Origin of the sequence: Jejuibacter sp. L23 (assembly GCF_050815825.1) — a bacterium.
Lineage (GTDB): Bacteria > Pseudomonadota > Gammaproteobacteria > Enterobacterales > Enterobacteriaceae > Jejubacter > Jejubacter calystegiae.
This window is the reverse complement of sequence record NZ_CP138199.1, coordinates 2,090,990-2,110,782: the sequence shown is the minus strand read 5'-3', so window position 1 is coordinate 2,110,782 and position 19,793 is coordinate 2,090,990. Positions and strand designations below refer to the sequence as shown.

Genomic DNA, 19,793 nt, shown 5'->3' with positions numbered 1-19,793 from the left:
GCCTCTCCTCGCCGTTACTGACCGCTCAGCACCCGGGCCGGGTCGAGATTGCTGGCGCGCCGCGCCGGATACCAGCTGGCAAGCAGGCTCAGCACCAGCGCAGTTAACAGCACCCAGACCACATCCATGGCGTGCAGCTCGGACGGCAGGAAGTCGATAAAGTAGATATCGCCGGACAGGAAGTGATGCCCGGTAATCGTTTCAATAAAGCGGATAATATCGGTCAGGCGCCAGGCGGCCAGCACGCCGATAATCACGCCCACCACGCTGCCCAGCAGCCCTGCCAGCAGTCCGTACCAGACGAAAATGGCGCGAATCAGCCCATCCTTCGCCCCCAGGGTGCGCAATACCGCGATATCGCCGCTCTTATCCTTCACCGCCATCACCAGGGTGGAGACAATATTGAAACAGGCCACGCCAATCACCAGCACCATCGCCAGATACATAATGGCGCGAATCATCTGGATGTCGCGGTACATATAGCCGTAGGTGCCAATCCAGCTCTTAATATAGACGTAGGCATTGGTCACTTCCCCGGCAGCACGCACCAGCTTATTGGCGTTAAAGACATCGTTAACCTTGATGGCGATACCGGTGACGCTGTCCCCCATATCGAGGTAATTCTGGGCGTCCTGCATCGGCACCATGGCGAAGCTGTGGTCCAGTTGGCCGCTAAGCTGCAGGATACCGGCTATCTGCAGGCGCACCCGTTTGGGCTGCAGCAGCTTCTTACCGCCGTCGGAATTGTCGGGGATCATGATCGAAATCCAGTCCCCCTGCTTCACCTTCAGGGCATCGGCCACCCCTTTACCCAGGATAATCTGCTGGGCACCGGCGCGGAAATTGCGCCAGGCGTTGTTCTGAACAAAGGACGGCAGCGCGCTCAGGCGCTGTTCCTGCTGAGGGTTAACCCCCTTCACCTGGATGGCGCGCAGATTGGCTCCGCTTTCCACCAGCCCGGTAAAATTGATATAAGGCGCGGCGGCAACGATACCTTTCACCTTTTCCACCCGTCCCAGCACATCGTTCCAACCGTTAAACGGCTGGTGTACCGGCTCGATTTCACCATGGGGCACCACCGCCAGAATGCGGTTATTCAGCTCGCGCTCAAAGCCGTTCATGGCGCTTAAGCCGACAATCAGCACCGCCACCCCCAGCGCGATACCCACGGTGGAGATCACCGAAATCAGCGATACCATGCCGCTGCGCCGCCGACCGCGGCTAAAACGCAGCCCAATCAGTAACGAGAGAGGTGAAGCCATTTTACTTCGCCCCCATCAACGTCAGCCGATCGCTCAAATGACCGTCGCGCATCTCCAGCCTGCGGGTCATACGCCCGGCCAGTTGCAGGTCGTGAGTCACTACCAGGAAGGCGGTGCCCTGACGGACATTCAGCTCGCCCAGCAGCTCAAAAATGGCGTCGGCGTTGCGGGCGTCCAGGTTACCGGTCGGTTCATCCGCCAGTACCAAACGCGGCTGATTCACCAGGGCCCGGGCGATAGCGACGCGCTGACGCTCCCCGCCGGACAGTTCAGAAGGCCGATGACTGGCGCGATGTTCCAGCCCCACCGCCGCCAGCATTTCGCGAGCGCGATTTTGCGGCTCATCGCCTTTTTTATGGCCAATCAGCAACGGCATCGCCACGTTTTCCAGCGCGGAGAAATCCGGCAGCAGATGGTGGAACTGATAGATAAAGCCCAGCTCGCGGTTACGCAGTTCAGCTTTGGCCGCCGAAGACATGGAAGACAGAGAGCGGCCGTCAAAAATCACATCGCCGGAGGTCGGCGAATCCAGGCCGCCCAGCAGGTGCAACAGGGTACTCTTGCCGGAGCCGGAGCTACCGACAATCGCCATCATTTCGCCGCTGCCAATGCTGAAGCTGACATCGTGCAGCACGTCCGTCTGCACTTTCCCCTCCTGGTAGCGTTTGCACAGTTTGTCGCACTGCAACAGGACAGAATTACTCATAACGTAAAGCCTCGGCGGGTTGAGTGGCGGCGGCGCGCCAGGACGGATACAGCGTGGACAGCAGCGCGACGGCCATCGCCACCAGCGCGATACCCACCACCTGCAGGGGTTCAATAGCCACCGGTAGCGCCGCGCCATCAAGCACAGCGCCAATAACCGGCATCAGATTATTCAGCTGGCTGGCCAGCAGCGTTCCTAACGCGGCGCCCAGCAGCGCGCCGATCACGCCAGCGCTGGCCCCCTGGACCATAAACACCGCCATAATCTGGCGGCGGGTCAGCCCCTGGGTCTGGAGGATCGCCACCTCGCCCTGTTTTTCCATTACCATCAGTCCCAGCGAGGTGATGATATTAAAGGCAGCCACCGCCACGATCAGGCTCAGCAGCAGCCCCATCATATTCTTTTCCATACGGACGGCCTGAAACAGTTCACCCTTCCGATCGCGCCAGTCCTGCCAGTGGGTCCCTTCCGGCAGTCTCTGTCGGCTGAGGCTGTCCACCGCCAGCGGATTCTCAAGGTAAAGGCGCCAGCCGGTGATGTTACCCGTTGGATAGCGCATCAGGCGCGAAGCGTCCTGAATATTGACCAGCATCTGATAACCGTCCACCTCGCTATTGGCGGCGAAGGTGCCAATCACGGTAAACAGTCGCTGGCTAGGCACCCGCCCCATAGGAGTGAACTGGCTGGCGGAAGGCACCATCAGGCGGATACTGTCGCCGGGACGCACGGCGAGCTGCCCGGCAAGCTGCTCGCCGAGAATCACGTTATAGCGCCCTTTTTCCAGCTGCTGCTGCTTTACATTCACCAGCCAGGGCGTCAGCGGATCTTTTTGCTGCGGGTCGATGCCCAGCATTACGCCAACGGCCACGTTATGGGGGCTTTGCAGCACCACATCGCCGGTGGTCAGCGGCGATGTGCGCGTGACACCCTGTAACTTTAACTGGTCCGCGGGTAGCTGTTCAGGATTTACCGAGCCTTTGTCGGCGGTGATCAGCGCCTGAGGCATTAGCCCCAGGATGTTGTTCTGCAGCTCGCGTTCAAAGCCGTTCATCACCGACAGCACAGTGACCAGCGCCATCACCCCCAGGGTAATGCCGATGGTGGAGAGCCAGGAGACGAAGCGACCGAAGCGATCCGCTGCTCGCCCACGCATATAGCGCAGGCCAATAAATAACGCGACAGGTTGATACATGAAGTCCGTGTAACCGCGATTTGGCAAATGAACAGGCAGTATATAAGCGATACGGTAGCGGGTAAATGAAAGATAGCGCGGCATAATGCCCGGCTGTTACAGAAAATCACTACTGAATCAATCTGATAACCATGGCATACAGGCAGAGCCCCGATTCCGTGATTTCCGCAACTTGCGGTTAAAACCACCCTGATCCTTTTCCGAATTTTGGCAAAAACCGCGAAAAACAGACAATTCGAGGTAGAGATGTGTCCATAGTACTTTCAGGATGAGCGTTTCGAGCAAAAGCAAATACGGCCTGGTAAGTATGAAAAACAAACAACTTTGGATAAATCAGATCAAGGGCATGTGTATCTGCCTGGTGGTGATCTATCACTCCGTCATCACCTTTTATCCGCACATTTTGCCGCAGCTTACGGGGAACGCGACTTACCTCGCTAAGCTGTGGGTCTATGGCAACCTCTATCTGGCGCCGTTCCGCATGCCGGTGTTCTTTTTTATCTCTGGTTTTCTGATCACCCGCTATACCGATCAGGTGCCGTGGCGCGGCTGCATCAATAAACGGGTGTGGAATATCGCCTGGGTATTGGTGCTGTGGGGCGTGATCCAGTGGCTGCTGATTAGCCATATCAATCAGTGGATCCCAGGAGTTGAGCATAACCCGGCCTCCAACGCCGCCTATGCTGAAACCCTGGGCCAGTTTGCCTTCAGCATGCTGACCGCCGGAACCAGCCTGTGGTATCTGTATGCGCTGGTGGTCTACTTTATCGGCTGTAAGCTGCTGCATCGCTATAAGAACCTGGTCTTCCCGCTGCTGATTCTGGTGAGCGTGGGGATAAACTTCCTGCCTACCCCGTTCTGGGGCATGAACAGCGTGATCCGCAATATGCCCTATTACGCCATGGGCGCCTGGTTCGGCTCACAGCTGGTGGAGATGATGAAGCTGTGGCAGGTCATGAAACGGCCTCTGCCGCTGATCGCCGCCCTGGTGGTCGCGCTGGCGCTCTACTTTAAGAACGTCAATCTGCCGCTGTCGATGCTGTCTATTCTGCTGATCATGAAGTGCTTTTTCACTATGGAGCAGAAGTTTGGCAGCAGCCCTAACTCGCTGTTCAACGTTATCGGCTCCAACACCATCGCTATCTACACCACCCACCGGATTCTGGTGGAAGCGTTAAGTCTGGTGGTGATCGGAATGTTTAACCAGCATCGTCTGTCATCCGGCGTCGAGATAGCGATACTGTTGTGCTATCCACTGTTCAGCTTAGGTCTTTGTACCCTACTGGGGCTGGTGATGCGCCGCCTGTCCAAAATCGCCACCGGCGATCTGCTGTTTACACCCCCCCGCGGTCTGGTGGCCGAACGTTAACCCGCCTGCGCCCCCAAATTTTGGGGGCGTCATTCCTGTTTTATACTGTAATCAGTGCAACGGTTGCCAACCGCAGCCGTTCGCGGATAATAACGCCCTGACAAATGAACCCTTTTCCGCACGCTGGCCGGGCCGCCTGGACGACGCGCGGCGCAAGCAGAGAGATTGCAGCCTCCTCTATGTCTGAAAAGAATCGATACAGCCTGCCTCTGAAAGCAGGTGACCAGCGCCAGTTGGGCGAACTCACCGGCGCGGCCTGTGGCCGTGAAGTGGCCAGTATTGCCGAACGCCATCCCGGCCCGGTGGTCCTGATTGCCCCCGATATGCAAAACGCCCTGCGCCTGCAGGATGAGGTCCGGCAGTTTACCGATGCACTGGTAATGAACCTCGCGGACTGGGAGACCCTGCCCTACGACAGCTTCTCGCCCCACCAGGAGATCGTTTCGGCCCGTCTGACCACCCTGTGGCAGCTCCCTTCGATGAGTCGTGGCGTGCTAATTTTACCGGTTAACACCCTGATGCAGCGGGTCTGCCCCCATAGCTATCTGAACGGTCACGCCCTGCTGATGCGCAAAGGCGAACGGCTGTCGCGTGACGGCCTGCGCGACAGGCTGGAGCAGGCGGGATATCGCCATGTCGACCAGGTGATGGAGCATGGCGAATATGCCACTCGCGGCGCTCTGCTGGATCTGTGGCCGATGGGTAGCGAACTCCCCTATCGGCTCGACTTCTTCGATGACGAAATCGACAGCCTGCGTCTGTTTGATCCCGACAGCCAGCGCACCCAGGAGGAGGTGGAGCAGATAAACCTGCTGCCGGCCCACGAATTCCCCACCGATAAAACAGCCATCGAACTGTTCCGAAGCCAGTGGCGCGACAACTTCGAAGTACGGCGCGATCCCGAACACGTGTATCAGCAGGTCAGCAAGGGGACGCTTCCGGCAGGTATCGAATACTGGCAGCCGCTGTTCTTTAACGAACCGCTGCGGGATCTGTTCAGCTATCTGCCTGCCAATACCCTGCTGGTGAATACCGGCGATCTGCAGGGCAGCGCCGAACGCTTCTGGCAGGAGGTTAACGCCCGCTATGAAAGCCGCCGCGTGGATCCGATGCGCCCTCTGCTTCCTCCGGAACGCCTGTGGCTGCGGCCGGATGACCTGTTTGGCGGGTTGAAACAGTGGCCGCGGGTACAGCTAAAAACCGACACCCTGCCCGATAAAGCGGCCTGCGTAAACCTGGGCTACCAGCCGCTGCCGGATCTCTCGGTTCAGCCCCAGAATAAAGCGCCGCTCGATAATCTGCGCCGCTTCCTGGAAGGCTTTGATGGTACGGTGATTTTCTCGGTAGAGAGCGAAGGCCGACGCGAGGCGCTGGGTGAACTGCTCGGGCGCATTAAAGTGGCGCCGAAGCGCATCTGGCGCCTGGACGAAGCCCGGCCTGGTGCCGCGTGGCTTATCCAGGGCGCCAGCGAGCACGGGTTTATCGATACCCTGCGTCATCAGGCGCTGATTTGCGAAAGCGATCTGCTGGGCGAGCGAGTCAGCCGCCGTCGCCAGGAAAACCGGCGTACCATCAACCCCGATACCCTGATCCGCAACCTGGCGGAGCTGCATCCCGGCCAGCCGGTAGTGCATCTGGAACACGGAGTTGGCCGCTATGTGGGAATGACCACTCTGGAAGCGGGCGGCATCACTGGTGAATACCTGATGCTCAGCTACGCCGGGGATGCCAAACTCTATGTCCCTGTTTCGTCACTGCATCTGATTAGCCGCTACGCCGGCGGCGCCGAGGAGAATGCCCCGCTGCACAAACTGGGCAGCGACGCCTGGTCCCGGGCGCGCCAGAAAGCGGCGGAAAAAGTGCGCGACGTGGCGGCGGAACTGCTGGATATCTACGCTCAGCGCGCTGCCAAACCCGGCTTCGGCTTTAAGCATGACCGCGAACAGTATCAGCTGTTCTGCGACAGTTTCCCGTTCGAGACCACGCCGGATCAGGCCCAGGCCATCAATGCCGTATTGAGCGATATGTGCCAACCGCTGGCGATGGACCGGCTGGTATGCGGCGATGTGGGCTTCGGTAAGACCGAAGTCGCCATGCGCGCCGCCTTCCTCGCCGTGGAAAACCACAAGCAGGTGGCGGTGCTGGTGCCCACCACCCTACTGGCCCAGCAGCACTTCGACAACTTCCGCGACCGCTTCGCCAACTGGCCGGTACGCATCGAAATGCTGTCGCGCTTTCGTAGCGCCAAAGAGCAGGCCCAGGTGCTGGAGCTGACCGCCGAGGGTAAGGTCGATATTCTGATCGGCACCCACAAGCTGCTGGGCAGCGAGCTGAAATGGCGCGATCTGGGGCTGCTTATCGTCGACGAAGAGCACCGCTTCGGCGTACGTCATAAGGAGCGCATTAAGGCAATGCGCGCCGACGTCGATATCCTGACCCTGACTGCCACGCCGATCCCGCGTACCCTGAATATGGCCATGAGCGGCATGCGCGATCTGTCGATTATCGCCACCCCACCGGCTCGCCGGCTGGCGGTCAAAACCTTTGTGCGCGAGTACGACAGTCTGGTGGTGCGCGAAGCTATCCTGCGTGAGGTGCTGCGCGGCGGCCAGGTCTACTACCTGTATAACGATGTAGAAAATATTCAGAAGGCGGCCCAGCGTCTTGCAGAGCTGGTTCCCGAAGCGCGTATCGCCGTGGGCCACGGGCAGATGCGCGAACGCGAACTGGAGCGGGTGATGAACGACTTCCATCATCAGCGCTTCAACGTGCTGGTCTGCACCACCATTATCGAGACCGGCATCGATATCCCCAGCGCCAACACCATTATTATCGAGCGGGCCGATCACTTCGGCCTGGCCCAGCTCCACCAGCTACGCGGCCGCGTAGGCCGTTCCCACCACCAGGCCTACGCCTGGCTGCTGACGCCGCATCCAAAGGCGATGACCGCCGATGCCCAGAAGCGGCTGGAGGCAATCGCCTCACTGGAAGATCTGGGCGCCGGATTCGCGCTGGCGACCCACGATCTGGAGATTCGCGGCGCCGGTGAGCTGCTGGGCGAGGATCAGAGCGGTCAGATGGAGACCATCGGCTTCTCGCTCTATATGGAGCTACTGGAAAATGCCGTCGATGCGCTAAAAGCGGGACGCGAGCCGTCGCTGGAGGATCTGACCAGCCAGCAAACCGAAGTGGAGCTGCGCATGCCGTCGCTGCTGCCGGACGACTTTATCCCGGACGTCAATACCCGGCTTTCGCTCTACAAGCGTATCGCCAGCGCCACCGACAGCGACGAACTGAACGAAATCAAAGTAGAGCTTATCGATCGCTTCGGGCTGTTGCCGGATCCCGCCCGCAATCTGCTGGATATCGCTGCACTGCGCCAGCAGGCTCGCAAGCTGGGGATCCGCAAGCTGGAGGCTAATGAAAAAGGCGGCGTGATGGAGTTCAACGAAAAGAACCACGTCGACCCCGGCTGGCTTATCGGCCTTCTCCAGAAAGAGCCCCAGCATTACCGGCTGGACGGCCCGACCCGCCTGCGCTTTACGCGCGAGCTGGAAGAGCGCACCGCACGGATGGAGTGGATCCGCGGCTTTGTGCGTCAGCTTGAAGAGCACGCCATTCCCTGACGTACACGGACGTTACGGTGCCCGTGAGACTGATGACAAACCTGGGCCGAACGTGTTCGGTCCAGGAATCACCAGAAAAATAAACGAGGAAAATCAACTCATTGATTTTCGGCCGATAACCACAAAGAGGGAAAAAAACCATTTTTTCCCCTCTTTGTCATCAACCTGACGGGCGCTACGGCGCCCGTCTTCTTTTTACAAAACATTGCACATCGCCTGGATTTCCCGACAGCGCATTACAGATAATTCGCACACAGGAAATCTAACGGAGTTTCGCGCAATGATGGTACCTGCACGCCTTTCCCGCTGGCTAAGCGGGCTTACCCTGTGCGCCGCCATGGCGCTCAGCGCCCTGCCCGCCAGCGCCAATACTTACCCGCTCCCTGCATCAGGTAGCCGACTGGTGGGGGAAAATCTCTACCATCAGGTAGAGCCCGGCGGCGGCTCGCTGGAAGAGATCGCCAGGAAATATAATGTCGGCTTTCTGGCCCTGATGCAGGCCAACCCTGGGGTCGATCCCTGGGTACCGCGCCCCGGCAGCATTCTGACCATTCCGCGCCAGGTGCTACTGCCGGACGAGCCACGTAAGGGGATCGTTATCAATCTGGCAGAGCTCCGGCTCTACTATTATCCGCCCGGTAAAAACGAGGTGGTGATTTATCCGATTGGTATCGGCCAGCTCGATGGTAACACCGTCACGCCCACCATGAAGACCGTGGTGTCGCAGAAGCGCGCCAACCCAACCTGGACGCCCACGGCCAATATTCGCGCCCGCTATAAAGCAAAAGGCATCGAGCTACCGGCGGTCGTCCCCGCGGGTCCGGACAATCCGATGGGCCATCACGCTATCCGCCTGGCCGCTTACGGCGGGGTTTATCTGCTGCACGGCACTAATGCCGACTTCGGTATCGGAATGCGCGTCAGCTCTGGCTGTATTCGCCTGCGCGATAACGATATCAAATGGCTGTTTAATACCCTGCCGGTCGGTACGCCAGTCAATATCATCAATACGCCGATTAAAGCATCTCTGGAGCCGGATGGCCGCCATCTGGTGGAGGTGCATCAACCGCTATCGAAACGCCTGGAGGACGATCCCCAGACCCTACCGATTCCGCTGAATAGTGCCATGAAGGCGTTCCGTGACAGCCCGGTCACCGAGCGTGCCGTATTCGATAAAGCACTGAATATTCGTTCCGGTATGCCGATTGAGGTCGGTCATGATATGCAACCGACTCAGCCCCATAAAATCTAAAAAAAAGCCACCCCCAGGGAGGGGCGGCTAACTTAATGAAAGGCCTTGCGTTAAAACAAGGCCTTTTTTAGTGGCATATATAAGGGTTAAGCGTTTTGAGGGAAAACGCTTATAGGGTTAACGGCGTATCGCGGTGGGTTTAACACGACAGCCGCCCGAACGTTTGACCGTGTTCAGACCAGTCTGGCGCCCGTTTCAACATCCCCTGCTTCTGATATGGATTCAGTCAGGAGGGACTGACAAAAATCCCGGAAGCAAAGGCGATGAAAGCAGTTAATCTCTATTAAGTTAACGATCGATAACTTAATAATAAGGGTGATCATAATCACAGTCAACCTGGCCATTAATGAATATCGAACTAATTGTTATCAAAAAGTGTCTTTAAAGGGATTTATCCGACCCGCCATACGCTGGTAGCGACTGGCGAATCTTTTTATAATAGCGGACCACACAACAATAAGGTTAGACGGCACTATGACATCAGCAACAGGCTATGCCAGACGGAGCCGCGGCCGGCCAAAAGTTTTCGACAGGGACGCTGCGCTTGATAAGGCTATGGCCCTCTTCTGGCAACATGGTTATGAAGCCACTTCCATGGCGCACCTGGTGGAGGCGACCGGGGCCAAGGCACCTACGCTGTACGCAGAGTTCACCAATAAAGAAGGGTTGTTCCGCGCGGCGCTGGACCACTACATCGCCCGCTTTATTGAAACAAACGAAGCCCTGCTGTTCGCCACCGATAAGTCGCTGGAACAGGCGCTGGGCGACTATTTTGGCGCTATCGCTCGCTTCTTCACCAGCAAAGAGACGCCCAACGGCTGCTTTATTATCAGCACTTCGTCAGCGCTGGCGGCCTCTTCAGAAGACATTGCCCACACTATCAAAGCACGGCATGCCCGCCAGGCCCAAACAATAACGCGCTTTTTACAGCAGCGTCAGCAGCAGGGTGAGATACCATTACAGTGTAACATTCATCATCTGTCCGACTATTTGTGCTGTGTTTTGCAGGGGATGTCGGTCAGCGCCCGGGAAGGTATTAACCTCACCTCACTGATGCGGGTGGTTGAAACTACGCTGCGCATATTACCAGAACTTATCAAAAACTAAACGGGTGCGGTGCCCCGCCGCCCCCATCATTTCGCTATATCGCACATTTTTGCCATTACCCTCTCTTTTCATAAGGAAAATCTCATTAATTAACCTTACCTTTTACATTGATAGTCAATTAAGGGTAAGGTATTCGCATTCGCAACAATACCTCATCAGGCGCTGTTTCTTCGGTGGATTCATCGATATAGCGCCAAATGCACGATGTCTCTGACGGCAAAAATAATAAGCATTCTTAATCGCCCTTCGTTCGGTGCGACGGCATCGTGCGCTCAAAATAAGAAGGAATACAAAATGTTTTTACTGCTGCCCCTGATTTGGGTACTGGTTGGAATCGTTGTGCTCTGTGGACTGTGGCTGGTGTGTGGCAGCTCACTTATTTTTGTGGTGCTGTCGGTGGCGGTTACTCTGGCGCTGCTGGTGCGCCAGAATAACCAGCTATAGATAAACGGGCTCAGCTCTTCTGATTAAGCACCAGTTGCCCGTTTTCATCCAGGGGGATCTGGCTACCGGGCTCGTGCTCAGTACGCACTTTCCCCTGGCGATCGCCGATTTTGTAAGTCACGTCGTAGCCAATCATCTTCTCTGATTTGTCATAAACAGTCTTACAGCGCTGCTGGGTGGTGGTGTAGGTATCATTATCCTGCATGGCACCCTGGATCTGGTGACCGGCATAACCGCCACCCAGCGCGCCGGCAACTGTCGCCACATCTTTACCACGACCGCCGCCAAACTGATGACCAATCACCCCCCCGGCTACGGCGCCAAGCGCTGAACCGATCAGGCGATTTTCATCCTGTACCGGACGGCGATGGGTGACGTTAACGTTCTGGCATACTTTGCGTGGCGTTTTTACCGTCTCTTTGATCGGCGTGGCGGAAACTACCTGGGCATACTGAGGCCCACGGTTAAAAACATCCATGCTGGCGACCGCGGCAACGCCCAGCGCGCCCACTACGCCAATCCCTATCCCCGCTAGCATTGATTTATTCACAGGACCTCCTTCTTGCTGCGTTAATGCTAACAATTTTGCAACGTGAAGGCCGGTTTAACAAATCAGAAAGCGGATCAAAAATGCGAGATTATATTGATTTGGCGGCTATTTAGGAGTTATCCCAGAAAATAACGGCCGATAAAACAGAAGATTATGCTGCTCCCTCCGGGTTCGGAGGGAGCGGACGGCAGGTCGATCAGTGCAGTTTAAGACGCGGGCGAATCACCCGGTTAATACTGCCCACCAGCATCATCAGGCCGGTCTTAAAGTAGCCGTGCAGCGCAATCTGATGCATGCGATAGAGCGAAATGTACACCATACGCGCCATGCGCCCTTCCACCATCATGGAGCCGCGCATCAGGTTACCCATCAGGCTACCCACGGTAGAGAATTTCGACAGCGACACCAGCGAGCCGTGATCCTTATAGACATAGTCATGCAGCGGCTTGCCTTTCATCTGCGCCAGAATGTTTTTCAGCGCGCAGCTCGCCATCTGATGCGCCGCCTGAGCGCGCGGCGGTACAAATCCGCCTTCCGGGCGCGCGCAGGAGGCGCAGTCGCCAATGGCATAGATATCCGGATCGCGCGTGGTTTGAAGCGTCGGCTCGACCACCAGTTGGTTGATACGGTTGGTTTCCAGACCGCCAATCTCTTTCATAAAGTCCGGCGCTTTGATGCCCGCGGCCCATACCATCAGATCGGCCTGAATAAAGTCGCCGTCTTTGGTGTGCAGGCCATCCGGTGTGGCGCTGGTGACCATGGTCTGGGTTCTGACATTAACCCCGAGCTTGGTCAGCTCGCTGGCAGCGGCAGAGGAGATACGAGGCGGCAGCGCCGGTAGAATACGTTCACCCGCTTCCACCAGCGTCACATTCAGCGCCTCGCCGGTCAGTCCCTTAAAGCCGTAGCTATGCAGCTGCTGCACCGCATTATACAGTTCTGCAGAGAGTTCAACGCCGGTCGCCCCGCCGCCAACGATAGCGATATTCACTTTGCCGCTGGCGCCAAGATTGACCGAGTATTTCAGGAACAGGTTAAGCATCTCCTGGTGGAAACGCCGCGCCTGGGAAGGATTATCCAGGAAGATGCAGTTTTCCCGAACCCCCGGGGTATTGAAGTCGTTAGAGGTGCTGCCCAGCGCCATCACCAGGGTGTCGTAGGGAATACGACGCTCGGGTACCAGCAGCTCACCCTTCTCGTCGTGCAGAGCCGCCAGAGCGACGGTTTTCGCTTCCCGGTCGATATCCATCACCGATCCCATCTGGAACTGGAAGTGATGGTGACGAGCGTGGGCCAGATAGCTCAGGGCATCCACCCCTTCATCCAGAGAGCCGGTCGCCACTTCATGCAGCAGCGGCTTCCACAGGTGGCTGTGATTGCGATCCACCAGCGTGATTTTTGCTTTCTTGCTACGCCCCAGCTTTTTACCCAGCTGCGTCGCCAGTTCCAGACCACCGGCGCCACCGCCGACGATCACAATGCGTTTTACAGTCATAGACAACGTGACCTCTCAAAATCATTACCAATCGTTAACTAAACGTGACCAGAAGGAGCGCTTAATTAACGACAGGACGCTAACTGAATCGATACAAGCTGTTCGCATCATAGCATGGCTGGCCCATTGGTCATACCAACTTTGATATACATCAAAGTTTTCCGCTTAAAAGATAGACAGGCTTCCGGAAAGGCGATCTACAGAGAGAATATCAGCGAGGAATTCGGGGCCAGCCGTTGCGTCAGCCCCGTGAAGGAACGAGCCTCAGCCCAGGGTTTTAAAGGCCTGAATACGCTGCAGATGGGGCGAGATGCTTTTGAACTTATGGGTCTGCTCTTCGTCCCAGACAATTTCGTAGTAATGGTGTAATAGTTCCGCCGTACGCTGGCTGTCCAGCGCTTCATCGTTACGCGACAGGATAGTCAGGCAGCGATCGCGGTTCTTTTCCCGAAAGTTTTCCACGCATTTGGTGGCGATATCTTCATACTCTTCGGGCCGGTCAATCTTACCTTCCATATTTTCATGCGGATAAAGATTGGGGTTGAAAATCACCTGGCGAATATCGCACAGAAAACCAATGCGCTCCGCCCAGTAACCACCCAGCCCCACCCCGCAGATCAGCGGCCGCTCATCGACGTTGAGCTGTAGCATTTTGTCCACTTCGCGCAGCAGGTGCTGCATATCGTGTTTGGGGTGCAGCGTGCTGTAACTGATTAACCGGACATCCGGGTCGATAAACTGCAGCTGCAGCACTTTCTCGTGGTTGCCGGGACTGTTGGAATCAAAACCGTGTAAGTAAATAATCATTGCATCCTCACCACTTCCTTATTCCCTTGTCGTTTCGGGCCGCAGCGCGGCCCGCCTCTCCAGCGCCATAAGCCGCTTAGCGCGCCACTTTTTCCGCCTGCCAGCGTTCATGGAGCGCCGTCAGCTGCGCCGACACCCGCTTCCAGCGCCCGGAGGCCATCAGCGTCTCGCGCGTCACAGAGCCGGAGTGATACAGCGCGGTGACGCGTGGCGCCGTTACCGGAGCGAGATTGTCCAGTACGGAAGTCGCCCCTTTACGATTATTACAGACCAGAATCATATCGCAACCCGCGTCCAGCGCCGCCTGGCCGCGCTGAGCGTAATCGCCCATGATCGCCGCGCCTTCCATCGATAAATCGTCAGAGAAGATCACGCCATCGAAACCCAGCTCGCCGCGCAGGATCTGTTTAAGCCACACCGGCGAACCGCTGGCGGGACGTTGATCGACTGCGCTGTAGATCACATGGGCAGGCATGACCGCATCCAGCTTGTTACGCGCGATCAGTTCGCGGAACACCCGCATATCGCGGGCGCGGATTTCGGATTCGCTACGGGGATCGCACGGGGTTTCCTTATGGGAGTCGGCGCTGACCGCGCCGTGGCCCGGAAAGTGTTTACCGGTGCTCTTCATGCCCGCTTCACGCATCCCATCGATAGCGTTTTCCGCCATCACCTGTACCTGATGCGGCTCGTCACCCCACGCCCGTTCACCAATAGCGGCGCTGACATGCCCGACATCAAGCACCGGCGCAAAGCTGATGTCGATATCCATGGCAATCATTTCGCTGGCCATCAGCCAACCCGCCTCGCGGGCCAGTTCCGCCCCCTGCTCCATGCCCAGCAGCGCCGCATAGGACTGCGCCGCCGGTAGCGCGGTGAAGCCGTCGCGAAAGCGCTGTACCCGTCCCCCTTCCTGATCCACCGCCACCACCAGTCGGTTACGGGATGCGGCGCGAATCTGGCGTACCAGCTCACGAAGCTGCTCAGGGTCATGATAGTTACGGGTAAAAATAATCAGCCCGCCGACCAGCGGGTGCTGCAGAATCTCACGTTCTTCCGCGTCCAGCTCAAAGCCAGCCACGTCCAACATTACCGGGCCCACGCTCACCACTTTTGCTCCTCTGTCTGCAGATGGCGCCATGCGTCATCCGCCAGTTGAATAAATTGTTGTTGCCCCGTCTGCCGCCAGCGGCACTCATACCAGCTGGCCATTAACAGACCAACCCAGGGGCGCCATCGGGCCACCTGGCGCGCCAGATTCTGCGAATCGAGCCGCGCCTGTACGCCATAATGCGTTACCAGCCGCTGAGCCTCACCGGCACTCATACCGGAAATTAGCGCCGCCAGCTCCAGGGCCACGTCGCCGTCACCAGCGTACTCCCAGTCGATCAACCGCAAACGCTGCCCCTGGCGAATCAGATTACCGGGGTGAACATCCATATGCAGCGGAGCCAGCCTGAGCGGCCTGGGCTCCCCGCGGCGCTGTAGCCGCTTTAACTTACGCAGCCAGCCGGGCGAACGCCGCGACGGATGCGCCGCCAGCCAGTAATGCTCCAGCAGCCCGGAGACCGAAACAGGCCAGCCGTACAGCGGCTGATGGTGCAAATCATACAGCAGACGCGACAGGGCCGGGAGCGGCGGAAAGGCATCGCTCTGTTCTCCCGCGATCCATTCGCTCAACAGCCAGCCGTCGGCCAGCAGTCTGGGGCGCGGCCCAATAACTGCTGTCTGTAGCCGCTTCAGCGCCCGGTACTGGCGGCTCAGTGACACCCCGGGCATCGCCGGTACCGGCACCTGCCGCGCCGCCAGCAGGCCGTCCGGTAGCCGGATTCGCATACTGCCGCTGCTTAACCCGGCGACAGAAATAACACCGGCGGCATCAGCCGCCGGAAAATGTCTGGCAAGTAACACACCCAGCGTCATATTACTGCGTGCGTTCAACGCTACCTTTGCCCGACCAGATAATTTCACCGGTCTGCACCAACATCAGCTGCATCGCCAGCGTCGGCGTATTCACATTACCTGTGGCGCTGGTGTAGAGCACATACTGAGCCCCCACGTTACGCGCAATGCCAATCGCCTTACTACGGCTGCCCAGGCTGTCCTGTGCTGAAAGCCCCAACTGCTGTTTGGCCATGGCCAACTGCTGAGCGCCCACCAGGGTGAATTTCCCGTTGTTGGCCAGCGCATTGCGCAGCGCCTCGGTGGCTTTCGCCGACGGCAGGCTGCCATTGGTGCGGTTATTAACGCTATCCACCAGCAGCACGCTGCCTGGGGTAACGCCATCCGCCTGTAGCATCTTCGCCACCATTGGCTGCGCGGCCTGCTCCCAGTTCCAGGTACGCTCCGGCGCAGGCGGCGGCGTTTCCGGCTGCGTCACCGGGCCCGGCTGTTCCGGTACCTCAGGCACTTGAGGAACCTGCGGCTGCGGCGCAGGTTGTTCAGGCGTTGGCTTCGCCTCTTCAACCGGTGCCGGTTGCCCGGTATCGCGGATACCACAGCCCACCAGGACCAGTGCCGTTGAAACCACAATCAGGTAACGATGGATTCCCTTAATCAAAATTCACCCCTCAGAGCCAGATATTAAGGCGCACCTTGTGAGCGCCCATAAAGTTGCCGCTGGAGCCGATGGACACGCTGGAGTGCGGCGGCACCATAATGCTGCGCGGCTGTTCCAGCGGGTGCATCTCCAGTCCCTTGGCGTCATACCAGTAGAAACGGTAGTTAACTTTTATCGCTTTGCCGCGCTCATTGTACAGACGCGATACGGCAACCGGTTGAATATCCCTGCTGGAAAAATCCGGTTTATCGGCAGTAATTCCCGCCGCCAGCACGGTGGATTCCATCACCAGCGTCTGGCGATCGTTAACCGGAATGCCGGGATCGGAGGAGCATCCCGTCAGCGCGAGCAACAGCGCAGCAACAGACACCGCACGCAGCGTCATCTTACTGCCCTTTCGTCAGCAGCGGTCCCAGCGGGCGGCCACCAAGCAGGTGCATATGAATATGATAGACCTCCTGTCCGGCATGGCGATTACAGTTAACAATCAGTCGATAGCCGTCTTCAGCAATCCCTTCCTGTTCGGCGATCTTCGCCGCCACCGTCATCATCCGCCCCAGCGCCAGTTCATGCTCTTCCTTTACATCGTTAACGGTCGGAATCAGCACATTGGGGATAATTAAGATGTGGCTCGGGGCCTGAGGAGAGATATCGCGAAACGCGGTAACCAGGTCGTCCTGCCAGACAACATCCGCGGGAATTTCGCGGCGAATGATTTTACTGAAAATGGTTTCTTCAGCCATGACGGTTTCCTTTTATATGAACCTGACTGGAGTATGAGCGAGTTAATCCTTTTCTTTCAACCTCTACGCCACTTTTCACTGACCATTTGCTGCGCTTTAAAACAAAAAGAGGCCCCTGAGGGCCTCTTCGTGTCTCCCCAAACCGGGGTTAACTATTACGGATGTAGTCATCCATTTCGGTTTTCAGGTTATCGGACTTGGTGCCGAAGATAGCCTGAACGCCGGAGCCTGCCACCACCACGCCAGCGGCGCCAAGCTGCTTCAGGCCCGCCTGGTCAACTTTAGCCACATCGGCCACGCTGACGCGCAGACGGGTAATACAGGCATCCAGGTTAGTGATGTTGTCTTTACCGCCGAAAGCCTTAACCAGCGCGGGTGCCATGGTGCCTTCCGCTGCGGTCTGGGTTTCGGTGCTATTGTCTTCGCGACCCGGAGTTTTCAGGTCCAGCGCTTTAATCAACACGCGGAAGATGGTGTAGTACGCCGCCGCGTAGCCCAGACCGATAATCGGGAACAGCCACAGCTTGCTGCCGTTGCCGCTCAGAACGATAAAGTCGATCAGACCGTGCGAGAAGCTGGTGCCATCGCGCATTCCCAGCAGAATACAGATCGGGAAAGCCAGGCCAGCCAGAATCGCGTGAATGATGTAAAGCACCGGCGCCACGAACATGAAGGAGAACTCGATCGGCTCGGTAATCCCGGTCAGGAACGCGGTCAGTGCGGCAGAGATCATGATACCGCCCACTTTAGCGCGGTTTTCCGGTTTCGCGGAGTGCCAGATAGCAATCGCCGCAGCCGGCAGACCGTACATTTTGAACAGGAAGCCGCCAGAGAGTTTACCGGCAGTCGGGTCACCCGCCATATAACGCGGGATGTCTCCGTGGAACACCTGACCTGCGCTGTTGACGTATTCGCCAATCTGCATCTGGAAAGGAACGTTCCAGATATGGTGCAGACCGAACGGCACCAGGCAGCGTTCAATAAAGCCGTAGATACCGAACGCCACTACCGGGTTCTGATAAGCGGCCCACTGCGAGAAGGTCTGAATCGCGCTACCGATCGGCGGCCAGATAAAGGAGAGGATCACGCCGAAGACAATGGCGGTCAGACCCGAGATAATCGGCACAAAGCGCTTGCCCGCGAAGAAGCCCAGATACTCAGGGAGCTTGATGCGATAAAAGCGGTTAAACATATAGGCCGCGATGGCGCCGGCGATAATACCGCCAAGAACCCCGGTATCGGCCAGATGCTGGCTGGCAATCTCTTCCGCTGACTGGTGCAGAACCAGCGGCGCCACGACGGCCATGGTTTTCACCATGATGCCATAGGCTACAACGGCTGCCAGGCCGGATACGCCATCGTTATTGGTAAAGCCCAGTGCGACACCAATAGCAAAGATCAGAGGCATGTTGGCGAATACGGAACCGCCCGCTTCCGCCATAACGTGGGAAACAACTGCCGGCAACCAGCTGAAGTTTGCGGAACCGACGCCCAGCAGGATACCTGCAACGGGCAGTACGGATACCGGCAGCATCAGCGATTTACCCACCTTTTGCAGGTTAGCAAATGCATTTTTAAACATAATTGTGAGTGCTCCTGAGTAGTAGTGCTCTTTTTTCGCTTACGCGTGCCCCGCGGGGAGAAGCGGGACCGGTGCAGGGTATCTGAGTGCCCTTTTATTTATTACGAAGAGTAAAATAAATAACCTTTCCGTTATTTGATGGTTGTCACGTTTCAGCAAAATCCAACGGTAAATCCTGACGTTAGTTAGCAAAAAATGCTGCAAAAACGAACCATAACAGCATGACACCGCCGTTAATGGCGGTGCACTTTACGCTTTTCACTGATTAATTACGAGTCTTAAAATAACTCTCGCTCAAGGAAGATTCAGGCGGGCGGGCTCTACGGGGAAGAGATTAGCAAAGTTTTGCGTGGTGATTTCTGCCAGCTCTTCCACGGAGATCCCCTTCAGGACGGCCATATATTCCGCGACATCGCGCACCAGCGCCGGCTGATTCTCTTTGCCTCTGTGTGGCACCGGCGCCAGATAAGGCGAGTCAGTCTCCACCAGCAGCCTGTCCAACGGCACATAGCGGGCGGCATCGCGCAACGACTCCGCATTGCGAAAGGTCACAATACCGGAGAAGGAGATATAGAAGCCCAGATCCAGAAGTTTGCCCGCGGTCTCCCGATCCTCAGTGAAACAGTGTAGTACCCCACCGCAGTCTGTCACTTTCTCTTCGCGAAGTATCGCCAGAGTATCTGCACGGGCATCGCGGGTGTGAACGATAACCGGTTTTTTCAGCTCGCGTCCCACCTGAATGTGCTGGCGGAATGAGAGCTGCTGGCGCGCTTTGGTTTCCGGCGTATAGTAATAATCCAGACCGGTTTCTCCCATCGCGACCACTCCCGGCTCTGCCGCCAGGCGCAGTAACTCTTCCGGCTCGTAGCTTTCATCCTGATTGAGCGGGTGAACCCCGCAGGAGAATGCCACATCCTCGCGCTCGCCAATCAGTTTGCGCATCGCCCGGTAACCGGGAAGCGTGGTGGCAACCGCCAGGCAGAATTTCACGTCACGAGCCCGGGCTTTCGCCAGTACGTCGTCTACGTCCTTATGCAGGGTCTGATAATCCAGGCCATCGAGATGGCAGTGTGAGTCGACTAAAAACATAACGTCTCT

The 19,793-nt window shown here is 57.4% G+C and carries 18 protein-coding genes; 5 read left to right on the top strand and 13 right to left on the bottom strand.

Going from position 1 to position 19,793, the window contains the following annotated elements; translation table 11 throughout:
- Positions 1-14: 14 nt before the first annotated feature.
- The 3 genes from lolE to lolC are packed head-to-tail and all read right to left on the bottom strand — an operon-like array spanning position 15 to position 3,160.
- The gene (lolE, locus tag SCU88_RS09705; RefSeq protein ID WP_175339872.1) at positions 15-1,262 is read right to left on the bottom strand and encodes a lipoprotein-releasing ABC transporter permease subunit LolE; all 1,248 of its coding nucleotides are present in this window, start codon (positions 1,260-1,262) and stop codon (positions 15-17) included.
- 1 nt (position 1,263) lies between these two features.
- Entirely contained in the window at positions 1,264-1,968 is a 705-nt protein-coding gene (gene lolD, locus SCU88_RS09700) for a lipoprotein-releasing ABC transporter ATP-binding protein LolD (protein WP_175339871.1), read from the bottom strand.
- Positions 1,961-3,160, bottom strand: a complete 1,200-nt coding sequence (gene lolC / locus SCU88_RS09695) for a lipoprotein-releasing ABC transporter permease subunit LolC (RefSeq protein WP_175339870.1) — start codon at positions 3,158-3,160, stop codon at positions 1,961-1,963. The genes lolD and lolC overlap by 8 nt, the downstream gene beginning before the upstream one ends.
- A 307-nt stretch (positions 3,161-3,467) precedes the next feature.
- Here lolC and SCU88_RS09690 point away from each other — a divergent pair, with 307 nt between their 5' ends.
- The 5 genes from SCU88_RS09690 to SCU88_RS09670 all read left to right on the top strand — a co-directional run bounded on the left by SCU88_RS09690 (position 3,468) and on the right by SCU88_RS09670 (position 10,958).
- The gene (locus SCU88_RS09690; RefSeq protein WP_138097083.1) at positions 3,468-4,529 is read left to right on the top strand and encodes an acyltransferase family protein; all 1,062 of its coding nucleotides are present in this window, start codon (positions 3,468-3,470) and stop codon (positions 4,527-4,529) included.
- A gap of 179 nt (positions 4,530-4,708) precedes the next feature.
- Positions 4,709-8,155 carry a transcription-repair coupling factor gene (gene mfd, locus SCU88_RS09685; RefSeq protein ID WP_175339869.1) on the top strand — a complete coding sequence of 1,149 codons (3,447 nt, stop codon included), beginning with the start codon at positions 4,709-4,711 and terminating at the stop codon, positions 8,153-8,155.
- A 280-nt stretch (positions 8,156-8,435) separates the two neighbouring features.
- On the top strand, positions 8,436-9,407 hold the full coding sequence (gene ldtC / locus SCU88_RS09680) for a L,D-transpeptidase LdtC (RefSeq protein ID WP_138097077.1): 972 nt from the start codon (positions 8,436-8,438) through the stop codon (positions 9,405-9,407).
- A 474-nt stretch (positions 9,408-9,881) separates the two neighbouring features.
- On the top strand, positions 9,882-10,514 hold the full coding sequence (locus tag SCU88_RS09675; RefSeq protein WP_138097075.1) for a TetR/AcrR family transcriptional regulator: 633 nt from the start codon (positions 9,882-9,884) through the stop codon (positions 10,512-10,514).
- Positions 10,515-10,808: 294 nt separating this feature from the next.
- Complete coding sequence (locus SCU88_RS09670; RefSeq protein ID WP_168198806.1) at positions 10,809-10,958, top strand: hypothetical protein; 150 nt, start codon at positions 10,809-10,811, stop codon at positions 10,956-10,958.
- 10 nt (positions 10,959-10,968) lie between these two features.
- Here the strand turns inward: SCU88_RS09670 and SCU88_RS09665 are convergent, their stop codons facing one another.
- The 10 genes from SCU88_RS09665 to SCU88_RS09620 all read right to left on the bottom strand — a co-directional run bounded on the left by SCU88_RS09665 (position 10,969) and on the right by SCU88_RS09620 (position 19,784).
- Positions 10,969-11,508, bottom strand: coding sequence for a glycine zipper 2TM domain-containing protein (locus SCU88_RS09665; RefSeq protein ID WP_138097073.1), 540 nt, complete (start codon positions 11,506-11,508; stop codon positions 10,969-10,971).
- A gap of 196 nt (positions 11,509-11,704) precedes the next feature.
- On the bottom strand, positions 11,705-13,003 hold the full coding sequence (locus SCU88_RS09660; RefSeq protein WP_431810120.1) for an NAD(P)/FAD-dependent oxidoreductase: 1,299 nt from the start codon (positions 13,001-13,003) through the stop codon (positions 11,705-11,707).
- A gap of 264 nt (positions 13,004-13,267) precedes the next feature.
- Positions 13,268-13,810, bottom strand: a complete 543-nt coding sequence (gene ycfP / locus SCU88_RS09655; RefSeq protein ID WP_138097069.1) for an alpha/beta hydrolase YcfP — start codon at positions 13,808-13,810, stop codon at positions 13,268-13,270.
- Between the two features lie 76 nt (positions 13,811-13,886).
- Positions 13,887-14,912, bottom strand: coding sequence for a beta-N-acetylhexosaminidase (gene nagZ / locus SCU88_RS09650; protein WP_175339982.1), 1,026 nt, complete (start codon positions 14,910-14,912; stop codon positions 13,887-13,889).
- 2 nt (positions 14,913-14,914) lie between these two features.
- On the bottom strand, positions 14,915-15,733 hold the full coding sequence (gene thiK / locus SCU88_RS09645) for a thiamine kinase (RefSeq protein ID WP_175339981.1): 819 nt from the start codon (positions 15,731-15,733) through the stop codon (positions 14,915-14,917).
- A gap of 1 nt (position 15,734) precedes the next feature.
- Entirely contained in the window at positions 15,735-16,367 is a 633-nt protein-coding gene (lpoB, locus tag SCU88_RS09640) for a penicillin-binding protein activator LpoB (RefSeq protein ID WP_421805460.1), read from the bottom strand.
- A 13-nt stretch (positions 16,368-16,380) separates the two neighbouring features.
- Complete coding sequence (locus SCU88_RS09635) at positions 16,381-16,755, bottom strand: YcfL family protein (RefSeq protein WP_138097064.1); 375 nt, start codon at positions 16,753-16,755, stop codon at positions 16,381-16,383.
- Position 16,756: 1 nt separating this feature from the next.
- Positions 16,757-17,113 (bottom strand): purine nucleoside phosphoramidase, encoded by a 357-nt coding sequence (gene hinT, locus SCU88_RS09630; RefSeq protein WP_138097062.1) that lies wholly within the window; start codon positions 17,111-17,113, stop codon positions 16,757-16,759.
- A 148-nt stretch (positions 17,114-17,261) separates the two neighbouring features.
- Positions 17,262-18,695: a PTS glucose transporter subunit IIBC gene (gene ptsG / locus SCU88_RS09625; RefSeq protein WP_175339867.1), complete on the bottom strand. Its 1,434-nt coding sequence runs from the start codon at positions 18,693-18,695 to the stop codon at positions 17,262-17,264.
- 294 nt (positions 18,696-18,989) lie between these two features.
- Positions 18,990-19,784, bottom strand: coding sequence for a metal-dependent hydrolase (locus SCU88_RS09620; protein WP_138097058.1), 795 nt, complete (start codon positions 19,782-19,784; stop codon positions 18,990-18,992).
- Positions 19,785-19,793 lie beyond the last annotated feature (9 nt).